We start from the raw sequence: 18,289 nt of genomic DNA on the forward strand, positions 1-18,289 counted from the left end.
GTTCGTCGATGGCCTCCTACCATCTGTCTGCATTTACACCACTTCCGTGGACTCTATCGCCTGACACCGGCGAGGTCACAGCAAAAAGCCCCTTGCGAGGGGCTTTTGCTTTTGCAGTTAGGGCGCCGCAGGGACTTCCAGCCCGGCAGGACAAAGGGCATCCCAGTACAGATTGACCGTCACCAGCTCACCGGCGACTAGGCTTTTATCGACGGGCAACAGCACCAGGTCGATGTCGCCAGCCTGCCCATCGCGCAGCAGGCCAGTGGCGTGAGCGTCCTCGAATGAGCGCACCATCGCGCGGAGCGCATCCGGCGAGGTACCAACAATCGCGATGCGGAACAGGTAGCGATTGGGTGCCAGCTCACACAGCTGGCTATTCGGGAGCAAGTGGCGCTCGCAAAAGGTCACCACTTTCTGCCGCTCTTTGCGGTTCTTCCACGCATTCTCGACCTCGACCCAGACAAGCCCCTCGTCAAGCTCCAGCAGGCCATCCGGCACTTTGCCGTCGATGGTGGTGAACGGAGCGCGGCCGGTCTGGATTTCGTGTTCGGTCCACACCGCCGTGCCGTCGTTGAGGTGGTGAATCAGGTACCAGTTCGAGCAAGCGCGATGCACGGGATTGCCCAGCGACAGGCTGGCGCCACTGCTGGCCAGTGTGCCGGCGGCATCGTTCAGAAAACGGGCGCCCGCAGCAGAGAGGGTGTAGCAGTCGCCCCCGTCCGGCAGTGGGCGGCGCAGCAGCATTCCGTCATCGACCAAGGCTTTGACGGCCCGCCGCGCCATCGCTGGCGCTTGGCTGGCGGTCGGCCAGACCAGCGCGGAAAGCATGCGACTGGTCAGCCAGCCGAAGCGGTGGACGAACCCAAGGATGGCGAGCGTATTGCGTTCGCCGATAAGGCGTTTATCAAGCATGAGAGTGTCTCCAAGGTGATCGGCACATGGATGAGCCTTGTGCCTGTCCTCCGTATAGCGAGCCACTTTTATGATCATCGTGCGCCGCCTGCGTCGCACAAGCCTATCGCCCTGCTTTCCCCGCTGGACGCGGGCCGCAGGACGACGCGCTGGGGCGCGTTACGGCTTCAAACCTGGCGCCACCCCCCGCCGCTGCGCGCCGGGGCAACCCCCTCTGACCCCTTCGCTGACATCACAAGCCCTGCGGGTTGTCATGTCGGACGCTGCGGGGATGGGCTGGACGCCCATAATCAGACGGGGTTGCCCCGGCGCTTCGCTCTGGGGGTGGCGGGGCTGCGCCCCCACCGACCTGATCCGGCTGGGGCCGGACCCGCGCTAGGATCGCGCTCACGCTCGGCGGCTCCCCCGGCCCGGCTGGCTCTCGCTGGGGCGAGAGGCTGTACCGGGGGTGGCGGGCTGGACGCCCTGACCCCACCGCTGCGCGGTGGCCCCCCTCTGGCACGAGGCTTCGCCTCCTGCCGGCGCGCTTCGCTTGCGGTCGGAGGTGGTACTTCGGCATGCCGATATAAACACGGGTGCTAGACGTTGCAGGTTGGACGACTGCACACCGTCTTGCTCGATGGCGCTCAGCGCTGTCAGCCACTTGGCTGGATGTGTGCCGAGGCCATGCAAAATGAAACTGCACATCACTGAAAAAGCACTTAACGAGTTTGTTATGCCAGCCGGCAAGAAGAAAGACGTCATCTTCGACCAAGAGGTGACGGGGTTCGCCGTCAATGTCACCCACAAAGGCTGCATGAGCTACGTCATCGTCTTTCGTGATGTGGCAGGCAAACAACGGCAGGAGAAACTGGCTGGCGTGGGTGAAGTTTCTGCCAATGCCGCTCGTGCGATGGCAAAAACCCGACTGGCAGATTTGGCGCAGCTGAAAGGCTCGTCGGTAGGTGGCCGCCGGAAGTTGTGCCCAACGATGGATGAGTTCTTCTTCTCCTGCTTTTTGCCGGCGGTGAAGAACAAGAGCAAGTCGTATGGAACACATGCATCCATCTACCGTAATCACGTGCAGCCCGTGTTTGGCGCCAAAAGGCTGGACGAGATTGATGGGCATGACATCGTGGCCTTCAATACGCTCCTGCGAGAAAAGCGCGTTGCCGATGGCCGCTGGAAAATGCAGGCCAATCAGTCTCTTGCCGATGGGACGGTCAAGCGCATCCTGATTCTGGTGCGTCACATTTTCAACGAGGCAATCCGGGACAAGACCAACACCCTGACCGAGAACCCAACCCACGCGCTGCAGCTGACGACGACACGTAAGGTCAAGGGGCGCTTTCTGACGCGGGAACAGCTGTCAGCTTTGCTGACGGCCGCTGGGGAATCGGAAAACAAGAGTCTGGCAGACATTCTCAGGGTCATGGGTTCGACGGGCCTGCGACGAGAAAATGTGCTGGCGATGCAATGGGCATGGCTTGACGATGCCCGAGGCACGCTGACGGTCCCCCCTGAGGCTGATAAGGCGCAAAAAGGCTTCGTGCTCTACCTTGCGGCGGGCGTGTTGGCATTGTTGCGTGAGCGCCGGAAGCATGTCGCAGGGCCATGGGTATTTCCGAACCCCAAAACAGGGAAACCGTACTGCTCCTGCCGCGACGCTTGGGTGAGCACACGCAAAAAGGCCAACCTGGACGGCTTGCGTATGCATGACCTGCGACATACTTATGCATCCATGATGCTGGACAGTGGCGCAGATATTGTCGATGTGCAAAAGGCACTGGGGCACACCCAGCTGAAAACGACGGCGGTCTACCTACACCTGACCGAAGGACGCAAACGCGAACGCGCGAATGCGGCCGCTGAGGCGACGGGACTTTTCGCGGCATGATGACGCGAATGCCTGAGCCGACCCACCCACCCCCGCTTCGGCGGGGGTTTTTTATTTCCGCACTTGAAAAAGACTTTTTATGTAGCAATATTTAGCTCCAATTAAGGAGCGAAATCATGCAAACAATCCTCGCTGACTTGGCGGTCAGTATGTCCGAGTTCAAGAAAAACCCCTCATCGATCTTGCGAGAGGCCCAGCATCGTCCGGTGGCGGTGCTGAACCATAACAAGACGGCGTTCTACATGGTTACGCCTGAACTGTTTCAAGCCATGGTTGAAGAGCTGGCCGAGCGGGACTTGTATCGGACTATTCTTTCTCGTTTGGCCGAAAAGACTCAGGCCATCGAGGTGGATGTTGAAGTCATCTGAGACCCCTCGCAAATACAAGTACCGTCTTCATGCCCCGCTTTGAAGGAGGAGCAGCGCCTCGGCAGGTTTTTTTGCAATTAGCCTGCTTTTGTGTATATTAGGAATATTATGATTTAGTGCATTCGTGCAGCACAAAAAGGAGGCTTTATGGCCACTGTAACTTCTCACCCTACGGTCAAAGTCATTGGCGCAAACGGGCAGCTTTCTTTCGGGAAACGGTTTGCCGGTCGGCAAGTCCTTATCGAGGAACAAGAGCCAGGCGTGTGGCTCGTGCGGACGGCGACGGTCGTTCCTGACAACGAACGTTGGCTACACCTGCCGCAGCATGCAGCAGACCTGGAGCAAGCACTCGCGTGGGCGCAAGCCAATCCCCCAGAGGATGCGGATGCCGTGACTTTGCTGGAGAAAATGCATGGCGCAGCCTGATCGTGATAGCTTGGTCAGGCTCGATCTAAATAACCCGGTTTTCCAAACGCATCTTTTGACGCTGCAAAAACCAGAGCGGCATGCAGCGCTCGATACACTAAACAAGCTGCGCCAGATGACCTGGAATCAGGTTTATCGGGATGCGGGCTTGAAGTGGGAAAAGATAGTCAGCATCAAGCCGCCAGCGGGTATCGAGGCGCTTTACTCTTTGCGGATCTCCCAGGCTCGCAGAGCAACGGCTTACCGGGACGGTGACTTTATTCGCTTGCTGACCATTGCGCCGGACCATGACAGTACGTATGGGAAAAAATAGGGAAGTTCGAGCTGGCGTGCTGACTTGATGACTCGGGCTGGATGGGCGTGAAAGTCCCGTAGGGTATGCCTCACAGGGCAGCAAGCAGAGGCATATGAGTCAGCAAAAGTGCTGACATAAAAATCACCTGTTTTTTCTATTGGATTCAATGGGTTGAGGCTCACATCCAATTACGCTCACTACTGCTATCGACGCCAAGGACGGTACTGCTGGCAACGACACCTTCATCGGTGATGCTGCTACCACTTCCGCCGCTGACCAAGTAACTGGGGCGCGAATCGTGTCTGTATCAGCCGTTGGTACTGCACTCGGACAACGGTGCACCAATGAAATCGGCGACCTTGCTGAGCAAGATGTACGACCTGGGCGTGACACCGTCACGCGGACGCCCCAGGGTGAGCAACGACAATCCCTACTCGGAGTCGTTGTTTCGCACGCTGAAATACTGTCCGCAATGGCCGAAGGATGGCTTTGCCGATCTGGAGTCGGCGCGAGCCTGGGTTAGGGACTTCATCCACTGGTACAACCACGAACACCGGCATAGCCGAATTCGCTTCGTGACGCCGGCAGAGCGGCACGTGGGCAAGGACAGAGAAATCCTTGCAAAGCGGGATGCTCTGTATCGGCAGGCCCGTGAATGCTGCCCGGAACGCTGGTCTCGCGATACGCGTAATTGGCAACCAGTTGGAGCCGTGGCGCTGAATCCGGAGCGTGAAAGGGAGCCGCAAAAGCTTGCGGCCTAAAAACGGTTTACGCGACAACTACGTTGACAAACGCCGCATCTACCAGGGTCGGCATCCATCCATGCCAGCAAATCAGCCTCCCCAATGTCTCGTAAAGGGCTGAATATGCGCGCCAGTTCGGCCAAGCCTTCGTTAAGCCATGTCTCCAAGCTGTCCATGGCCCACCACGCTTCAATCGTGGCGGCCAGCGCGTACAAGTGCCTGTCGGGGATGTCATCGCCAATGCTGCAATGCCAACGGATGGCAGCGGCAAAGCTCTTGAATCCGCCGTGTTGCTCCGCGCTGCGGAGGCCGCGAAAAACAGCAAGGGCTGCAGACTGGATACCTTCCGGGTAGCCTGCCAATATGCAGCGGTTAACCTCGGCGTCACTCATGTCGGCCATCGAGGCCGGACTATCGTGATAGGCGCGGGCCTCATCCCAATAACTATCCCGCCACACGGCCATCCCGGCGGCAAGGCACTCCCCCAACTCGTCCGCCAGCGTGATGATTTCCGGGTATACCGGGGCAAGCCAATGCTCCCGGATGGCGTCAGCCAGGGCATAACCATCCCACAACAGCGGGTGTGCGCGCGCGTCCTCGCTCATCGCCACCGCACCGACACCAGCCAGGCAACAACCACCACGGCCAAGCTTCCCAGCGCCAGCCCGGCCAAGGCCCCGTACAGTGCGGTATCCCACGCCCAGCCGTGGCGCTGCACGGCGAACACGGCTCCGCTGCCGGCCATGGTCAGCACGGCCAGCCAGCCTATGGTGCTGAAAACGGTATCCGCCTTGATATTCACGGGCTGCGCCTGCCCTGTTGGCGAGATCACAGCGACTTGATGCGCTCGATGGTGTCCGGGTACTGCTTCACCATCTGAATCAGCAGCGCGGCTTGCGCGTTGGGGTGCGAGCGGCCTTGCTCCCAGTTTTCCAGCGTGCGCGGGTTGGTGCGCAGGTAGTGGGCAAACACGGCGCGCGACACGTTCAGCCGCTCGCGGATGGCAAGCAGGTCTTGGGCGGTGACTTCGGGCGCTGGTGTGGCTTCGTCCAGCTGGTGGCTACGTAGCGTCAGCTTGCCGCGCCGGCTTTGTTCCAGCGCGTCGAAGCCTTCGGCCAGTTCTGCAAACAGATTGCGTTTCATGGTTCGCTCCTTGCAGCCAGCTCACGCTTGAGCATGGCTTTCAACGCCTGGCGCTCTTGCGCGCTCAGGTCAATCATTTCGTCCTTGTCGTAGAGGGTAAACAGCCAGAATTGGCCGCCACCGTCCCACCAGTAGTAAATCACCCGCAGGCCGCCGCGCTTGCCTTTGCCGCGCCGCTTGTCGGCGTGGCGCACCTTGCGCAAGCCGCCCGTGCCCTCGATCACGTCGCCGGCTTCCGGGTTAGTCATTAGCGCGGCCTGCAGCGCACGGAAACCTTCGTCGTCCAGGTAATCAGTACGGTAGCGAGCAAAGGCCGGCAGTTCTACGAATAGGGCTTTCGTGCATTAACTATACGTTAATAGCGTATGACTGAAAACCAACCGTACCCGTTGCTGGCGTGGTGTCGGCGCTGGTGTGGCATATTCGCCCGTCAGGCTGGTGTGTGGAACACCAGCCGCGCCGGCCTTGCGGCGGCGTGGTGGCTGGCAGGGCATGGGGTCGGGCCGTTTGCGGCTGTCACTGCACAAGAGGCGGTGACGAGACGATTTGTCACCGGCAAAAAATCCTTTAAAAACAACAGTGTCACTGCGTCACTGCCGTCACTGCGTGTTTTCGGCGGGGTAGGAAAACACGCGGCCAACCTTGCCGCGCCGGGGCCGGGCGGCATCGGCTGTAACACATGCATTTTCCTAACCAGAGTATGAATGGCAAAAGGTGCTAGTGTAGTGCTGCGTTCTTGATGGAACTTGAAATCAGCTTGAAACCCGCATGGATATTGGTTTTCATATGTTTCAAATAGCGTGAAACACTACACTAGTGACGCGGCGGTCGTCAGGCGCTGCGGAACAGCGGCACCACCTTGGCCCCGTCTATCTGCGCCTGCACGAAGTCCGCCCACGCCTGCAGGATGGTTTGCCGCTGCTCGGCATACTGCGCCCGGTTGTACACACCCTTGATGCCTACGATCTTGTGCGCCAGCGTCTTTTCGATGGCGTCGGACGGGTGTCCCATCTCGTGCAGGTGGGTGGACGCGGTGCGGCGGAAGTCATGCAACACGAAGTGCTGCACGTCCAGCGATAGTGCCCGCACGGCTTGATTCAGGGTGCTATGTGATATCGGGCGGTCCTCGGTGCCGCGTGAGCTGGGGAACAGATACACCGAACGTCCGGACAGGGAGTGCAGTTCCTGCAGCAGCTCCTTGGCCTGCCGGGAAAGATACACGCGGTGCGGCTGGTCCTTTTTCATCCGCTCCGCCGGGATGTCCCATATTCCGGCGTCCATGTCGATTTCATCCCAGCGTGCCGCTGTCAGCTCAGTTTTGCGCACCATGGTGATGGCTAGCAGGTGCAGGGCGAGCTTGAGCGGGCGGCGGATGTCCGATGTATACACGGCACGCAGCACCTGGCCGATTTCGCTGGCGGACAGTACGCGGGTACGGCTTTCCTCACTGGCGATGAAGCGGGCCACCAGGGCAGCGGCGGGGTTGCTCTCTACCATCTGGCGGGCAATGGCGTAGTCGTACATGCGCTTGAGCACATTGCGCGACAACAAGGCCATCTTGGGCGAGCCGCGCGACTTGATGCGGTCGCACAGCTCCAGCACATCCGCCGGTTTCACATCAGCCAGCGGCATGCCACCCAGCCAGGGCAATACGTCCTTATCCATGATGCGCTGCATGGTTTTTTGATAGCTGGCGGACTTGCCGGGCAGCTGCTCGGCCAGCCACTCGGCGGCGAAGGCGGCGACGGTGTTCAGCTTCTCGGCCTTGGCTGCCTGCACGGCCCGCTTGGGTGACTCGCCACGCGCCACTAGGGCAGCCCATTCGTCACGCTGCTTGCGGGCAGCCGCCAGACTGATTTCTGGATACGGCCCGATGGTCAGGGATGGCTGCCGGACGCCATGCAGCTGATAGCGATAGCGCCATATCTTGGAACCGCTGGGCATGACTTCCAGTAGCAGGCCGCTGGTGTCGCTGACGCGGTAGCGGTCGGCCTTGGGTTTCAGCGCCTTGATGGCGGTATCGGTAAGCGGTTTGGCCTGACGTGCCATGGCTTTACTCCGGTAGGTACACAAAGCGCCCCGTTTAGGTACACGGGGCCTGACTGGGTGAAGCCGTGTACCCAAGCATGCAGGGCGGCCACGGTGTGGGCGGCGTGCGCTGCTGGTGTTAGGTACACGTTTAGGTACACGGCAAATTGCCTTGAAACCCTTGTGTTTACTAGGTTGTGGCAATTTCAGCGGCAGCCAGCTAGCGATCATGGGCACAAAATTGGCATCACCAACCACTGGAAACGCGAATTTAGGTACACAGGATTTTGCATTACTGCTGGCGTGTACCTAAGTGTGTACCTAAATAAGCCGGATGTCCACGAACTAAAGCGAACGTTGTAGAACGACAAAAGCCCAGACTGGCTGGGCTTTTGCTGGGGTTTGCGAACGCTGGCAAACGTCGGCGGAAGTGAAATTATTTTCCGATGCAGAAGCGCGAAAAGATGACGCCCAGCAAGTCATCGGGAGTAAATCTGCCGGTAATTTCCGACAGCGCGTTCTGCGCCATGCGCAGTTCCTCGGCGAAGATTTCCACCATCTGCCAGTCCTGCTCGGCGAGGTCGAGGTGGCCGGCGGCGCGGGCGATGGCGTCCAGGTGGCGTTCACGTGCCAGGAACACGCCCTCGCTGTCGCCCTGGTAGCCGATCATCTCCAGCAGCAGCGCGCGCAGGTCGTCCACGCCGGCGTGGGTGCGGGCAGATAGCCGCACCACCGGGTGGCCGTCTTCCTCGTTGCGGCCAACCTTGTCGCCGGACAGGTCCACCTTATTGAACACGTGCACGCGCGGCAGGCGCGGCGGCAGCCTGGCCAGGATGGCTTCGACTTCCGGCACGATGCCTTCGCGGCTGTCGACCAGCACCAGCGCCAGGTCGGCGCGTTCCACCGCTTGCCAGGTGCGCGCGATGCCGATCTTTTCCACCACGTCGTCGGTGTTGCGCAGGCCGGCGGTGTCGATGATGTGTACCGGCACGCCGTCGATGACGATTTCCTCGCGCACGGTGTCGCGGGTGGTGCCGGCGATGTCGGTGACGATGGCGATGTCGTCGCCGGCCAGCGCGTTCATCAGGCTGGATTTGCCGACATTGGGCTGGCCGACCAGCACCACGTGCATGCCCTCGCGCAGCAGCGCGCCCTGGCGCGCGGTGGCCTGCACCTTGCCCAGCTGGCCGCGCAGACGCTGCAGCTTGCCGACGGCGTCGGCTTTTTCGAGGAAGTCGATGTCTTCCTCGGGGAAGTCCAGCGTCGCCTCCACCAGCATGCGCAGCGTGATCAGCTCGTCGACCAGCACGTGGATCTCGCCGGAGAAGGCGCCCTTCAGCGATTTCAGCGCGCTGCGGGCGGCGCTCTCGCTGGCGGCGTCGATCAGGTCGGCGACGCTCTCCGCCTGCGCCAGGTCCAGCTTGTCGTTGAGGAAGGCGCGCTTGGTGAATTCGCCGGGTTCGGCCAGGCGCGCGCCCAGCTCGACGCAGCGCGACAGCAGCATCTTCAGCACCACCGGCCCGCCATGGCCCTGCAGCTCGATCACGTCCTCGCCGGTAAAGCTGTTGGGGCCGGGGAAGTACAGCAGCAGGCCGTTGTCGATCGGCGTGCCGTCGGCGGCGATAAAATCGGTGTAGGTGGCGTAGCGCGGTCTGGGTGTCTTGCCGCCGCTGATCGCCTGCGCGAACGGCAGCAGGTCGCGGCCGGAGACGCGCACCACGCCGACGCCGCCGCGGCCGGGGGCGGTGGCAACGGCACAGATGGTGCTGGGAGTGTAGGCAAGGTTCATCGCGGGGTCCGTTCGGTCGGTGGCTTGCGGCCAACGTTGGCCGCAAGGCGAAGGTGTCGAGGCAAGCGGTGGCGCTTGGCTGGAGACCCTCAACAAAAAGCCCGGCCATGATGGCCGGGCTTTGATTGTACCTTACAAGGTTGGCCGCAGATCAGGACTGCAGGGCGGCTTTGCGGGCTTTTTCGATGCTCTGGTTCACATACCACTGCTGCGCGATCGACAGCAGGTTGTTGACTACCCAGTACAGCACCAGGCCGGCCGGGAAGAAGAAGAACATCGCCGAGAACGCGACCGGCATGATCTTCATCATCTTCGCCTGCATCGGATCGGCCGGCGGCGGATTAAGGAAGGTCTGCGCGAACATGGTGATCGCCATCAGCGCCGGCAGGATGTAGTACGGGTCCGGACGGGCCAGGTCGGCGATGTACAGCCAGTCGGCCTGGCGCAGCTCGACCGAGGCCAGCAGCGCCCAGTACAGGCCGATGAACACCGGGATCTGGATCAGCATCGGCAGGCAGCCGCCGAGCGGATTGACCTTCTCGGTCTTGTACATCTCCATCACCGCCTGCTGGAACTTCATGCGGTCGTCGCCATGCTGCTGCTTCAGGTTTTCCAGGCGCGGTGCCAGCACCTTCATCTTCGCCATCGAGCGGTAGGAGGCGGCGGTCAGCGGGTAGAACACCGCCTTCACGATCAGCGTCAGCAGGATGATGGCCCAGCCCCAGTTCTGCACCATGGAGTGCAGCTTGGTCAGCAGCCAGAACAGCGGCGAGGCGAAGATGTGCACCATGCCGAAGTCCTTGGCGAACTCCATGCCGTCGGCCACCTTGACGATGGTGTTGTACTCTTCCGGGCCGGCGTACAGCGGTACCGCGATGCTGGCGCTCTGGCCGGCGGCGATCGGTGCCACGTTGACCATGGCGGCGGCGGAGTAGGCGCCGTTTTTCGGCTCCAGCTGGAAGGTACATGCCTGCGCGTTGGCGCACACCGATTTGCCGTCCAGCGGTTTCAGGATCCAGGCGCTCATGAAGTAGTGCTGCAGCATCGCCACCCAGCCGTTGTCGGCGTTCTTCACGTACTCGGCCTTGCCCTTGTCCAGATCGGAGAAGGCAACCTTCTGGAAGGTGCCTTCGGTGGTGTACACCGCCGGGCCGGTGAAGGTCTGCGCGAAGCGGCTTTCGCCTTCCGGTGCCTTGCCGTCACGCAGCAGGCGGAAGTAGGCGGTGCTGGTCAGCGGCGCGGTGCCGGCGTTGACGATGTCGTAACGCACGTCGATCAGGTAGCTGCCCTTGTGGAAGGTGTACACCTTGCTTACCTTGACGCCATTGGCTTCCGGCGCAGTCAGCCTGACCTCGACCTTGTCGCCTTGCAGCGTGTAGGCGGTTTTTTCGGTAGTGAATACGGTCTTGTGGGTCGGCAGCGCGGCATTGCCGGCGGAAAGCAGGCCGGTCTGCGCCACGTACAGGTGGGCGCCCTTGTCGCTGAACAGCTCGAACGGCTTGCTGGCGTCTTCGGCTGCATTGTGCTTGAGCAGTTGCAGGCTGCGCAGATCGCCACCGGTGGTGTCGATTTCGGCCTTGACCAGGTCGGTGGTGATGGTGATGCGCTGGCCGCGGCTCAGGCTGCTGCTGTCGGCAGGCTGGGCGACGTTGCTGGCGGCAGGGGTATCGCTAGTGCTCGCGGCTGTGCTGGCTTGCTGTGTCACGGCAGGCTTGGCGACGGGTTTCGGCGCGAAGTATTCTTGCCAGAGCAACAGGACGCTGAATGACAGCGCGATAAAGATGATCAGTCGTTTGGAATCCATCTTACTTACCGGAAAAGTCAGGGAACCGGGTCATGGCCGCTGCCACCGAACGGGTGGCAACGACTAATCCGTCGTATCGCTAGCCAGCTGCCCTTGATCACGCCGTGCTTTTGCAATGCCTCGATGGCATAGGCGGAGCAGGTTGGCTGATACCGGCAACGCGGCGGCAGCCAGGGGCTGATCGCCAGCTGGTAAAAGCGGATCAAGAGGACGAAGAGTCGCGACATCGGGCTAGTTTAGCAAAGAGCGCGGCCAATGCCTTTACCGCTTCGTGATATTCGCCGCGATAGTAGGCCTGGCGTGATCTGACGACAAAATCCATCGGCGGCAGATCATGGCGGTGCAGCCGGAACCACTCGCGCACGGTGCGCTTGATGTAGTTGCGGCGGTTGGCGCGCTTGGCCACCTTCTTGCCGACCACCAGACCGAGACGGGCGTGGGTCAGACCGTTCGGGCGGGCATACACCTGGAACAATTGGTTGCTGCGCGCGTTGCGCAAATGAAAAACGGATGAGAACTCATCCGTTTTTAAAAGCCGGTGCGCACGGCGGAATGTGTGGTCCAAGCGTTATACAGCCAGACGCTTGCGGCCCTTGGCGCGACGGGCGGCCAGAACGGCGCGACCACCACGGGTCTTGGAGCGAACGAGGAAGCCGTGGGTACGCTTGCGGCGGGTAGTGGAAGGCTGGTAAGTACGTTTCATGATGATTTTCCTGTTTCGAAACGGAAATAAACGCGTGATTACATAGATAAATGCCGGAATTGTCAAGCGGATTAGCAGTTTGCGGCCGGGCCGATGTCGTCGCGGTGCGGCGCCGCTGGTGGTGATATTTCGCCGGTGCTGTGGATAACTTTTGGCAAAGCCAGTAGAATGTACCGCTTGTGACCCTGTCCGCCCCGGCGGCAACCGCAGTGCCGGACCGTCGCCCGTCAGGCTCGTAGAGGCAGGGCGATTCCACACCAAAACATCGTGACTGCCGCCCGGCACCCGCCGCGCGCGCAGCCTCCCCGCCGCCCCCCGAACTACCCGTTAGTCTGCGGCGGCATTTCGTTTTTAACATGAAGCATTGATGACTGAACCGGAAAACTTCTGGCCTGCGTGCCTGACGCGTCTTGAGGACGAACTGTCCTCACAGCAATTCAACACCTGGATCCGCCCGCTCTCTGCCGAGGCCGGCGACGAGGGTGTGGTGCTGTACGCGCCAAACCGCTTCATCCTGCAGTTCATTAAGGATCGTTTCCTGGCGCGCATCGAGGCGCTGGCGACCGAACTGCTGGGTAATGTGTCGGTGGAGCTGCGTATCGGTGCCGCCGCCGGTGCACCGGTTGCGGTGGCGCGTCCGGCGCCGGCCGGCAGTGTGCCGCGCAGCAACGACAACCCGCCTGCGGCCAACGTTGACGTGGCGGCGGCGGTGGCCAAGGTCAGCGCCGCGACCGGCAGCAGCCAGTTCGCGCCGACGGCGAAGCAGACCGCGGTCAAGGCCATCGGCGGCGGCCACGAGAGCACCCGCCTCAATCCGGGCTTCACCTTCGACACGCTGGTGACCGGTAAGGGCAACCAGCTGGCGCGCGCGGCGGCGATGCAGATCGCCGAGAACCCGGGCGATCCGGCCTACAACCCGCTGTTCGTGTACGGCGGCGTCGGCCTCGGCAAGACGCACTTGATCCAGGCCATCGGCAACCACGTCTACCTGAAGAATCCGCAGGCCAAGATCCGCTACATCCACGCCGAGCGTTATGTAGCCGACATCATGCGTGCTTACCAGCACAAGGCCTTCGACGAGTTCAAGCGCTACTACCATAGCCTGGACCTGCTCTTGATCGACGACATCCAGTTTTTTGCCGGCAAGAACCGCACCCAGGAAGAGTTCTTCTACGCTTTCAACGCGCTGATCGAGGGCGGCAAGCAGGTGATCATGACCTGCGACAGCTACCCCAAGCAGATCGAGGGCATGGAAGAGCGCCTGATCTCGCGCTTCAGCTGGGGCCTGACGGTGGAGATCCAGCCGCCGGAGCTGGAAATGCGCGTCGCCATCCTGATGAAGAAGGCCGAGGCCGACAACACCAAGCTCGACCACAACGTCGCCTTCTTTATTGCCCAGAACGTGCGCAGCAACGTGCGCGAGCTGGAAGGCGCGCTCAAGCGCGTGGTGGCCTACGCCCGTTTCAGCAACCAGAGCATCACCATGGAGCTGGTCAAGGAGGCGCTGAAGGACATCCTCGCCGCCGGCAACCGCCAGGTCACCATCGAGACCATCCAGAAGACGGTGGCCGACTACTACAAGATCAAGCTGTCCGACATGCACAGCAAGAAGCGCTCGCGCGACATTGCGCGGCCGCGGCAGGTGGCGATGACGCTGGCCAAGGAGCTGACCTCGCTCAGCTTGCCGAACATCGGCGACGCCTTCGGCGGCCGCGACCACACTACGGTGCTGCACGCCTGCAAGACCATTGCCGAAATGCGCGGTAATGACAGCGAAATCGCGCACGATTACGATACGTTGCTCGCGATGTTGCGCAACTGATTCATTTGATAACGACACTGTAACCCTTCGGGAGTCCGCACATGCTGATTCTGCAAGCCGAACGCGATGCCCTGCTCAAGCCACTGCTGGCTGTCACCGGCATCGTCGAGCGCCGCCACACCCTGCCCATTCTGTCGAATGTGCTGATCGAAAAACAGGCAGGAGCCGTCAGCTTCCTGGCGACCGACCTGGAAATCCAGATCACCACCGCCAGCCCGGACGACATCGCCGGCGACGCGTTCCGCCTGACCACCTCGGCGAAAAAGCTGCAGGACATCCTGCGCGCCATTCCCGGCAACAGCATGGTCACGCTGGAACAGCAGGACGGCCGCCTGATGCTGAAAGCCGGCAAGAGCCGCTTCAACCTGCAGACGCTGCCGGCGGACGACTTTCCGCTGCTGTCGGCTGGCAGTGCCGCGCAAGCCAGCTTCAGCCTGAGCCAGCGCGACCTGAAGCGCCTGATCTCGCAGGTGCAGTACGCGATGGCGGTACAGGACATCCGTTACTACCTCAACGGCCTGCTGCTGCAGACCGAGGGCAACCAGGTGCGGCTGATCTCCACCGACGGCCACCGCCTGGCGTTTGCCAGCGCCGACATCGAGGCCAGCCTCGACAAGGCCGAGGTGATCCTGCCGCGCAAGACCATCCTCGAGCTGTACAAGCTGCTGCAGGACAGCGACGAGACGATCAACATCGAGCTGCTGTCCAACCAGGTGCGCTTCAGCTTCGGCAACACCGTGATCATCAGCAAGGTGGTCGACGGCAAGTTCCCCGACTACAACCGCGTGGTGCCGCTGGATAACGACAAGATCTTCCTGATCGAGCGCGTGACCTTCCTGCACGCGCTGCAGCGTGCCGCCATTCTCGCCAACGAGAAATTCCGCGGCGTGCGGCTGGTGCTGAAGCCGGGCGCGATGTCCATCCTGTGTACCAACAGCGAGCAGGAAGAAGCGCAGGAAGAACTGGAAATCGCCTATCAGGGCGGCGAGCTGGAGATCGGCTTCAACATCAACTACCTGCTGGACGTGCTGACCAACCTGTCGGCCGACACCCTGCAGATGGCGTTTGGCGACAGCGTGCGCTCCACGCTGGTCACCATCCCCGACAACAGCAACTTCAAGTATGTCGTGATGCCGATGCGCATCTGACGACAGGCCATCCGCCACCGGCAACGGTGGCGGGCGGCATCGCACTGCGGCCAACCTTTGTCCAGCGTTGGCCGCACGCCGGTTAGGCCGGCACGGCAACAGTTTTCAACAGTGGGGCAACCGCCCCGGACGCACTGGCTGACAAAAGAGTGGTTTTATGAGCGAACAGGAATACGGCGCGGACAGTATTAAAGTCCTGAAGGGTCTGGATGCAGTACGCAAGCGCCCCGGCATGTACATTGGCGATACCCAGGACGGCACCGGTCTGCACCACATGGTGTTCGAAGTGCTGGACAACGCCATTGACGAAGCGCTGGCCGGCCACGCCGACACCATCAAAGTCACCATCCACCCCGACAACTCGATCTCGGTGGAAGACAACGGCCGCGGCATCCCCACTGACATCCACCCGGAAGAAGGCCGCTCCGCCGCCGAGGTGATCATGACCGTGCTGCACGCCGGCGGCAAATTCGACAGCAACAGCTACAAGATCTCCGGCGGCCTGCACGGCGTCGGCGTATCGGTGGTCAACGCGCTGTCCGACTGGCTGAAGCTGAAGATCTGGCGCAACGGCCAGGTGCACGAGATGGAATTCCGCCGTGGCGAAGCCGTAGCGCCGCTGACCATGACCGGCCACACCACCCACCGCGGCACCGAAGTCACCTTCCGCGCCAGCGAGGAAACCTTCGGCGTGATCGAATTCCACTTCGACATCCTCGCCAAGCGCATCCGCGAACTGTCCTTCCTCAACCAGGGCGTGGCCATCACCCTGCTCGACAAGCGCAGCGGCAAGGAAGAAAACTTCGCCTTCTCCGGCGGTGTCGCCGGCTTCGTGCAGTACATGAACCGCAACAAGTCGGTGCTGCACCCGAAGACCTTCTACGCCACCGGCGAAAAGGACGGCATGACCGTGGAAGTGGCGATGCAGTGGAACGATTCCTACCAGGAAAACGTGCAGTGCTTCACCAACAACATCCCGCAGCGTGACGGCGGCAGCCACCTGACCGCGCTGCGCCAGGTGATGACGCGTACGCTGAACGGCTACATCGAGGAATCCGAGGCCGCCAAGAAGGCCAAGGTCGATACCAGCGGCGACGACATGCGCGAAGGCCTGACCTGCGTGCTGTCGGTGAAACTGCCGGACCCGAAATTCTCCAGCCAGACCAAGGACAAGCTGGTCTCCAGCGAGATCGGCCCGGTGGTCAACGAAGTGATCAGCGAAGCCCTCAAGGACTTCCTGATGGAAAACCCGAACGACGCCAAGATCATCATCGGCAAGATCGTCGACGCCGCCCGCGCCCGCGAAGCCGCGCGCAAGGCACGCGAGATCACCCGCCGCAAGGGCGTGATGGACGGCCTCGGCCTGCCGGGCAAACTGGCCGACTGCCAGGAAAAAGACCCGGCGATGTCCGAACTGTACCTGGTCGAGGGTGACTCCGCCGGCGGCTCCGCCAAACAGGGCCGCGACCGCAAGTTCCAGGCCATCCTGCCGCTGAAGGGCAAGATCCTCAACGTCGAGCGCGCGCGCTTCGACAAGATGCTGCAAAGCCAGGAAGTCGCCACCCTGATCACCGCGCTGGGCTGCGGCATCGGCAAGGACGAATACAACCCGGACAAGCTGCGCTACCACCGCATCATCATCATGACCGACGCCGACGTCGACGGCGCCCACATCCGCACCCTGCTGCTGACCTTCTTCTATCGCCAGACGCCGGAGCTGGTCGAGCGCGGCCACATCTACATCGCGCAACCGCCGCTGTACAAGGCCAAGCACGGCAAGCAGGAACGCTACCTGAAGGACGACTACGAGCTGAACCAGTACCTGCTGCAACTGGCACTGGACAAGGCCGAGCTGATCCCGGCCGCCGGCGAAGCCGCGCTGTCCGGCGACACGCTGGGCGAAGTGGCGCGCCAGTTCCTGCTCGCCCGTGCCGCCATCGAGCGCGAAAGCCGCGTCGTCGATCCGCTGGTGCTGCACGCGCTGCTCAAGGTTGGCCGCATCGCTCTGGACAGCGAAGCCGCCGCCAACGCCGCCGTCAGCGAGCTGGCCGCGGTACTGCCGCCGGAACTGATCCGTCTCAATGTGCTGCGCGACGACAAGAACGACGCCTGGATGCTGAAGATCACCCGCCAGCTGCACGGCAACGTGCTGGTCACCGCGCTGGACCAGGACTTCCTCGCCACCGCCGACTACGACATCCTGTGCCAGACCCGCGACATGCTGCACGGCCTGCTGCGCGACGGCGCCAGCGTCAAGCGCGGCGAGACCGTGAAGCCGATCACCGAATTCGGCGACGGCCTCGACTGGCTGCTGGGCGAAACCCGCAAGGGCCTGTCCATCCAGCGCTACAAGGGTCTGGGCGAGATGAACCCTGGTCAGCTGTGGGAAACCACCATGGACCCGACCGTGCGCCGCCTGCTGAAAGTACGCATCGAAGACGCGATGGCCGCCGACGACGTGTTCACCACGCTGATGGGCGACAACGTGGAACCAAGACGTGCCTTCATCGAAAGCCATGCCTTGATTGCGCGGAATATTGACGTGTAAGGTTGTAGGATCCCACGAATATCTAGATTTTTCCCACTCTTCTAGATTTATGGGATTCTGCTCCCTGCACTCAGATTAGCAAATGGCCTCCAAGTTTGGAGGCCATTTTTCATTGCTGAGTCTCCGATAGGACTTGCCGCTATGGTGATCACGAGTTTGCTTGTCGGCCGAAGCGGTTGGTTCACCATCTACAGAAAATCTGCAGCTCAAGTTCAGAAGCTGGCACAAGATGAGAGCAGTAAAGGCGAACTGAACGCATCTACGATTTATGACAATAAGATTGATTAAGGAGTACAATAAGAAACATACAGCTAGAAGCTGCCGATGTCGTAGATGGTGTGCTGGCTAGTGTGGGTAATTGATATCGAGGGGAGCGTGAGTTGATTGAATTTTATCTGCCAGCAATACAGAAACCCAATCTTGAACGACTTATACACCATGCAGGCAAGTGGCTTTCCTCCAATTCTAATGCAGATACTCGCCAAAATTTCATCGCGGCACAGGAGTTGATTTCGAGGCTTGCCCACGAAGAGCAGGTTCAGTTGATGTGCTTAATGTATTTAGGCCGTGACGGACTTGAAGGCCAAACTGCAGGTGAAGTAATTGAAAGCCTGAAAAATTTGGATAGAGTCCACGGAAGTGGTGTAAATGCAGACAGATGGTAGGAGGCCATCGACGAAC

At 61.1% G+C, this 18,289-nt stretch carries 19 protein-coding genes and 1 pseudogene; 9 read left to right on the forward strand and 11 right to left on the reverse strand.

The annotated features are described in order from the left end of the window. Positions 1-117: 117 nt before the first annotated feature. On the reverse strand, positions 118-915 hold the full coding sequence (locus IE083_RS13780) for a hypothetical protein (RefSeq protein ID WP_189354506.1): 798 nt from the start codon (positions 913-915) through the stop codon (positions 118-120). Positions 916-1,588: 673 nt separating this feature from the next. On the opposite strand from IE083_RS13780, the gene IE083_RS13785 reads away from it, so the two are divergent. From IE083_RS13785 to IE083_RS13805, 5 genes and pseudogenes are all read left to right on the forward strand, one after another. Next, the gene (locus IE083_RS13785; protein ID WP_189354508.1) at positions 1,589-2,791 is read left to right on the forward strand and encodes a site-specific integrase; all 1,203 of its coding nucleotides are present in this window, start codon (positions 1,589-1,591) and stop codon (positions 2,789-2,791) included. Positions 2,792-2,907: 116 nt separating this feature from the next. Beyond that, a complete protein-coding gene (locus IE083_RS13790; protein ID WP_189354509.1) occupies positions 2,908-3,159 on the forward strand; it encodes a type II toxin-antitoxin system Phd/YefM family antitoxin in 252 nt (83 codons plus the stop codon). A 147-nt stretch (positions 3,160-3,306) separates the two neighbouring features. Beyond that, positions 3,307-3,585, forward strand: a complete 279-nt coding sequence (locus IE083_RS13795) for a hypothetical protein (protein ID WP_189354511.1) — start codon at positions 3,307-3,309, stop codon at positions 3,583-3,585. Next, entirely contained in the window at positions 3,572-3,898 is a 327-nt protein-coding gene (locus IE083_RS13800) for a hypothetical protein (RefSeq protein ID WP_189354513.1), read from the forward strand. The genes IE083_RS13795 and IE083_RS13800 overlap by 14 nt, the downstream gene beginning before the upstream one ends. Before the next feature lie 275 nt (positions 3,899-4,173). Further along, positions 4,174-4,641, forward strand: a pseudogene (locus IE083_RS13805) (transposase); the annotation flags it as partial. Here IE083_RS13805 and IE083_RS13810 read toward each other — a convergent pair. The 10 genes from IE083_RS13810 to rpmH form a co-directional block, all read right to left on the reverse strand. Beyond that, entirely contained in the window at positions 4,638-5,228 is a 591-nt protein-coding gene (locus IE083_RS13810) for a hypothetical protein (protein WP_189354514.1), read from the reverse strand. The pseudogene IE083_RS13805 and the gene IE083_RS13810 sit on opposite strands and share 4 nt — an antisense overlap. After that, positions 5,225-5,425, reverse strand: a complete 201-nt coding sequence (locus tag IE083_RS13815) for a hypothetical protein (RefSeq protein ID WP_189354516.1) — start codon at positions 5,423-5,425, stop codon at positions 5,225-5,227. Before IE083_RS13815 ends, IE083_RS13810 begins: the two co-directional genes overlap by 4 nt. A gap of 26 nt (positions 5,426-5,451) precedes the next feature. Further along, positions 5,452-5,766 (reverse strand): helix-turn-helix domain-containing protein, encoded by a 315-nt coding sequence (locus IE083_RS13820; protein ID WP_189354518.1) that lies wholly within the window; start codon positions 5,764-5,766, stop codon positions 5,452-5,454. Beyond that, positions 5,763-6,014 carry a toxin gene (locus IE083_RS13825; protein ID WP_229799757.1) on the reverse strand — a complete coding sequence of 84 codons (252 nt, stop codon included), beginning with the start codon at positions 6,012-6,014 and terminating at the stop codon, positions 5,763-5,765. Before IE083_RS13825 ends, IE083_RS13820 begins: the two co-directional genes overlap by 4 nt. 583 nt (positions 6,015-6,597) lie before the next feature. Then, on the reverse strand, positions 6,598-7,815 hold the full coding sequence (locus tag IE083_RS13830; RefSeq protein WP_189354519.1) for a tyrosine-type recombinase/integrase: 1,218 nt from the start codon (positions 7,813-7,815) through the stop codon (positions 6,598-6,600). Between the two features lie 415 nt (positions 7,816-8,230). Continuing rightward, positions 8,231-9,583, reverse strand: coding sequence for a tRNA uridine-5-carboxymethylaminomethyl(34) synthesis GTPase MnmE (gene mnmE, locus IE083_RS13835; RefSeq protein WP_189354521.1), 1,353 nt, complete (start codon positions 9,581-9,583; stop codon positions 8,231-8,233). A 151-nt stretch (positions 9,584-9,734) separates the two neighbouring features. Then, entirely contained in the window at positions 9,735-11,387 is a 1,653-nt protein-coding gene (gene yidC, locus IE083_RS13840; protein ID WP_189354523.1) for a membrane protein insertase YidC, read from the reverse strand. Between the two features lie 17 nt (positions 11,388-11,404). Further along, positions 11,405-11,614, reverse strand: a complete 210-nt coding sequence (gene yidD / locus IE083_RS13845) for a membrane protein insertion efficiency factor YidD (RefSeq protein WP_189354524.1) — start codon at positions 11,612-11,614, stop codon at positions 11,405-11,407. Further along, positions 11,590-11,952 carry a ribonuclease P protein component gene (gene rnpA, locus IE083_RS13850; RefSeq protein WP_189354526.1) on the reverse strand — a complete coding sequence of 121 codons (363 nt, stop codon included), beginning with the start codon at positions 11,950-11,952 and terminating at the stop codon, positions 11,590-11,592. Before rnpA ends, yidD begins: the two co-directional genes overlap by 25 nt. Positions 11,953-11,955: 3 nt before the next feature. Further along, complete coding sequence (gene rpmH / locus IE083_RS13855; protein WP_008955801.1) at positions 11,956-12,090, reverse strand: 50S ribosomal protein L34; 135 nt, start codon at positions 12,088-12,090, stop codon at positions 11,956-11,958. A 367-nt stretch (positions 12,091-12,457) separates the two neighbouring features. On the opposite strand from rpmH, the gene dnaA reads away from it, so the two are divergent. From dnaA to IE083_RS13875, 4 genes are all read left to right on the forward strand, one after another. Beyond that, a complete protein-coding gene (gene dnaA, locus IE083_RS13860; protein ID WP_189354528.1) occupies positions 12,458-13,912 on the forward strand; it encodes a chromosomal replication initiator protein DnaA in 1,455 nt (484 codons plus the stop codon). A 41-nt stretch (positions 13,913-13,953) separates the two neighbouring features. Continuing rightward, positions 13,954-15,060, forward strand: a complete 1,107-nt coding sequence (gene dnaN / locus IE083_RS13865; RefSeq protein WP_047967468.1) for a DNA polymerase III subunit beta — start codon at positions 13,954-13,956, stop codon at positions 15,058-15,060. A gap of 157 nt (positions 15,061-15,217) precedes the next feature. Next, complete coding sequence (gene gyrB / locus IE083_RS13870) at positions 15,218-17,608, forward strand: DNA topoisomerase (ATP-hydrolyzing) subunit B (protein WP_189354530.1); 2,391 nt, start codon at positions 15,218-15,220, stop codon at positions 17,606-17,608. Between the two features lie 380 nt (positions 17,609-17,988). Continuing rightward, positions 17,989-18,273, forward strand: a complete 285-nt coding sequence (locus IE083_RS13875) for a hypothetical protein (protein WP_189354532.1) — start codon at positions 17,989-17,991, stop codon at positions 18,271-18,273. Positions 18,274-18,289 lie beyond the last annotated feature (16 nt).

Source organism: Vogesella fluminis (assembly GCF_014652335.1).
Classification (GTDB): domain Bacteria; phylum Pseudomonadota; class Gammaproteobacteria; order Burkholderiales; family Chromobacteriaceae; genus Vogesella; species Vogesella fluminis.

Coding starts and splice junctions, on each gene's coding strand:
- IE083_RS13790 (WP_189354509.1), top strand. CDS start 2,908: ATGCAAACAATCCTCGCTGACTTGGCGGTCAGTATGTCCGAGTTCAAG.
- yidD (WP_189354524.1), bottom strand. CDS start 11,614: ATGTCGCGACTCTTCGTCCTCTTGATCCGCTTTTACCAGCTGGCGATC.
- IE083_RS13820 (WP_189354518.1), bottom strand. CDS start 5,766: ATGAAACGCAATCTGTTTGCAGAACTGGCCGAAGGCTTCGACGCGCTG.
- dnaN (WP_047967468.1), top strand. CDS start 13,954: ATGCTGATTCTGCAAGCCGAACGCGATGCCCTGCTCAAGCCACTGCTG.
- IE083_RS13830 (WP_189354519.1), bottom strand. CDS start 7,815: ATGGCACGTCAGGCCAAACCGCTTACCGATACCGCCATCAAGGCGCTG.
- IE083_RS13810 (WP_189354514.1), bottom strand. CDS start 5,228: ATGAGCGAGGACGCGCGCGCACACCCGCTGTTGTGGGATGGTTATGCC.
- rpmH (WP_008955801.1), bottom strand. CDS start 12,090: ATGAAACGTACTTACCAGCCTTCCACTACCCGCCGCAAGCGTACCCAC.
- yidC (WP_189354523.1), bottom strand. CDS start 11,387: ATGGATTCCAAACGACTGATCATCTTTATCGCGCTGTCATTCAGCGTC.
- IE083_RS13785 (WP_189354508.1), top strand. CDS start 1,589: ATGAAACTGCACATCACTGAAAAAGCACTTAACGAGTTTGTTATGCCA.
- IE083_RS13825 (WP_229799757.1), bottom strand. CDS start 6,014: ATGACTAACCCGGAAGCCGGCGACGTGATCGAGGGCACGGGCGGCTTG.
- IE083_RS13780 (WP_189354506.1), bottom strand. CDS start 915: ATGCTTGATAAACGCCTTATCGGCGAACGCAATACGCTCGCCATCCTT.
- gyrB (WP_189354530.1), top strand. CDS start 15,218: ATGAGCGAACAGGAATACGGCGCGGACAGTATTAAAGTCCTGAAGGGT.
- IE083_RS13795 (WP_189354511.1), top strand. CDS start 3,307: ATGGCCACTGTAACTTCTCACCCTACGGTCAAAGTCATTGGCGCAAAC.
- mnmE (WP_189354521.1), bottom strand. CDS start 9,583: ATGAACCTTGCCTACACTCCCAGCACCATCTGTGCCGTTGCCACCGCC.
- IE083_RS13800 (WP_189354513.1), top strand. CDS start 3,572: ATGGCGCAGCCTGATCGTGATAGCTTGGTCAGGCTCGATCTAAATAAC.
- dnaA (WP_189354528.1), top strand. CDS start 12,458: ATGACTGAACCGGAAAACTTCTGGCCTGCGTGCCTGACGCGTCTTGAG.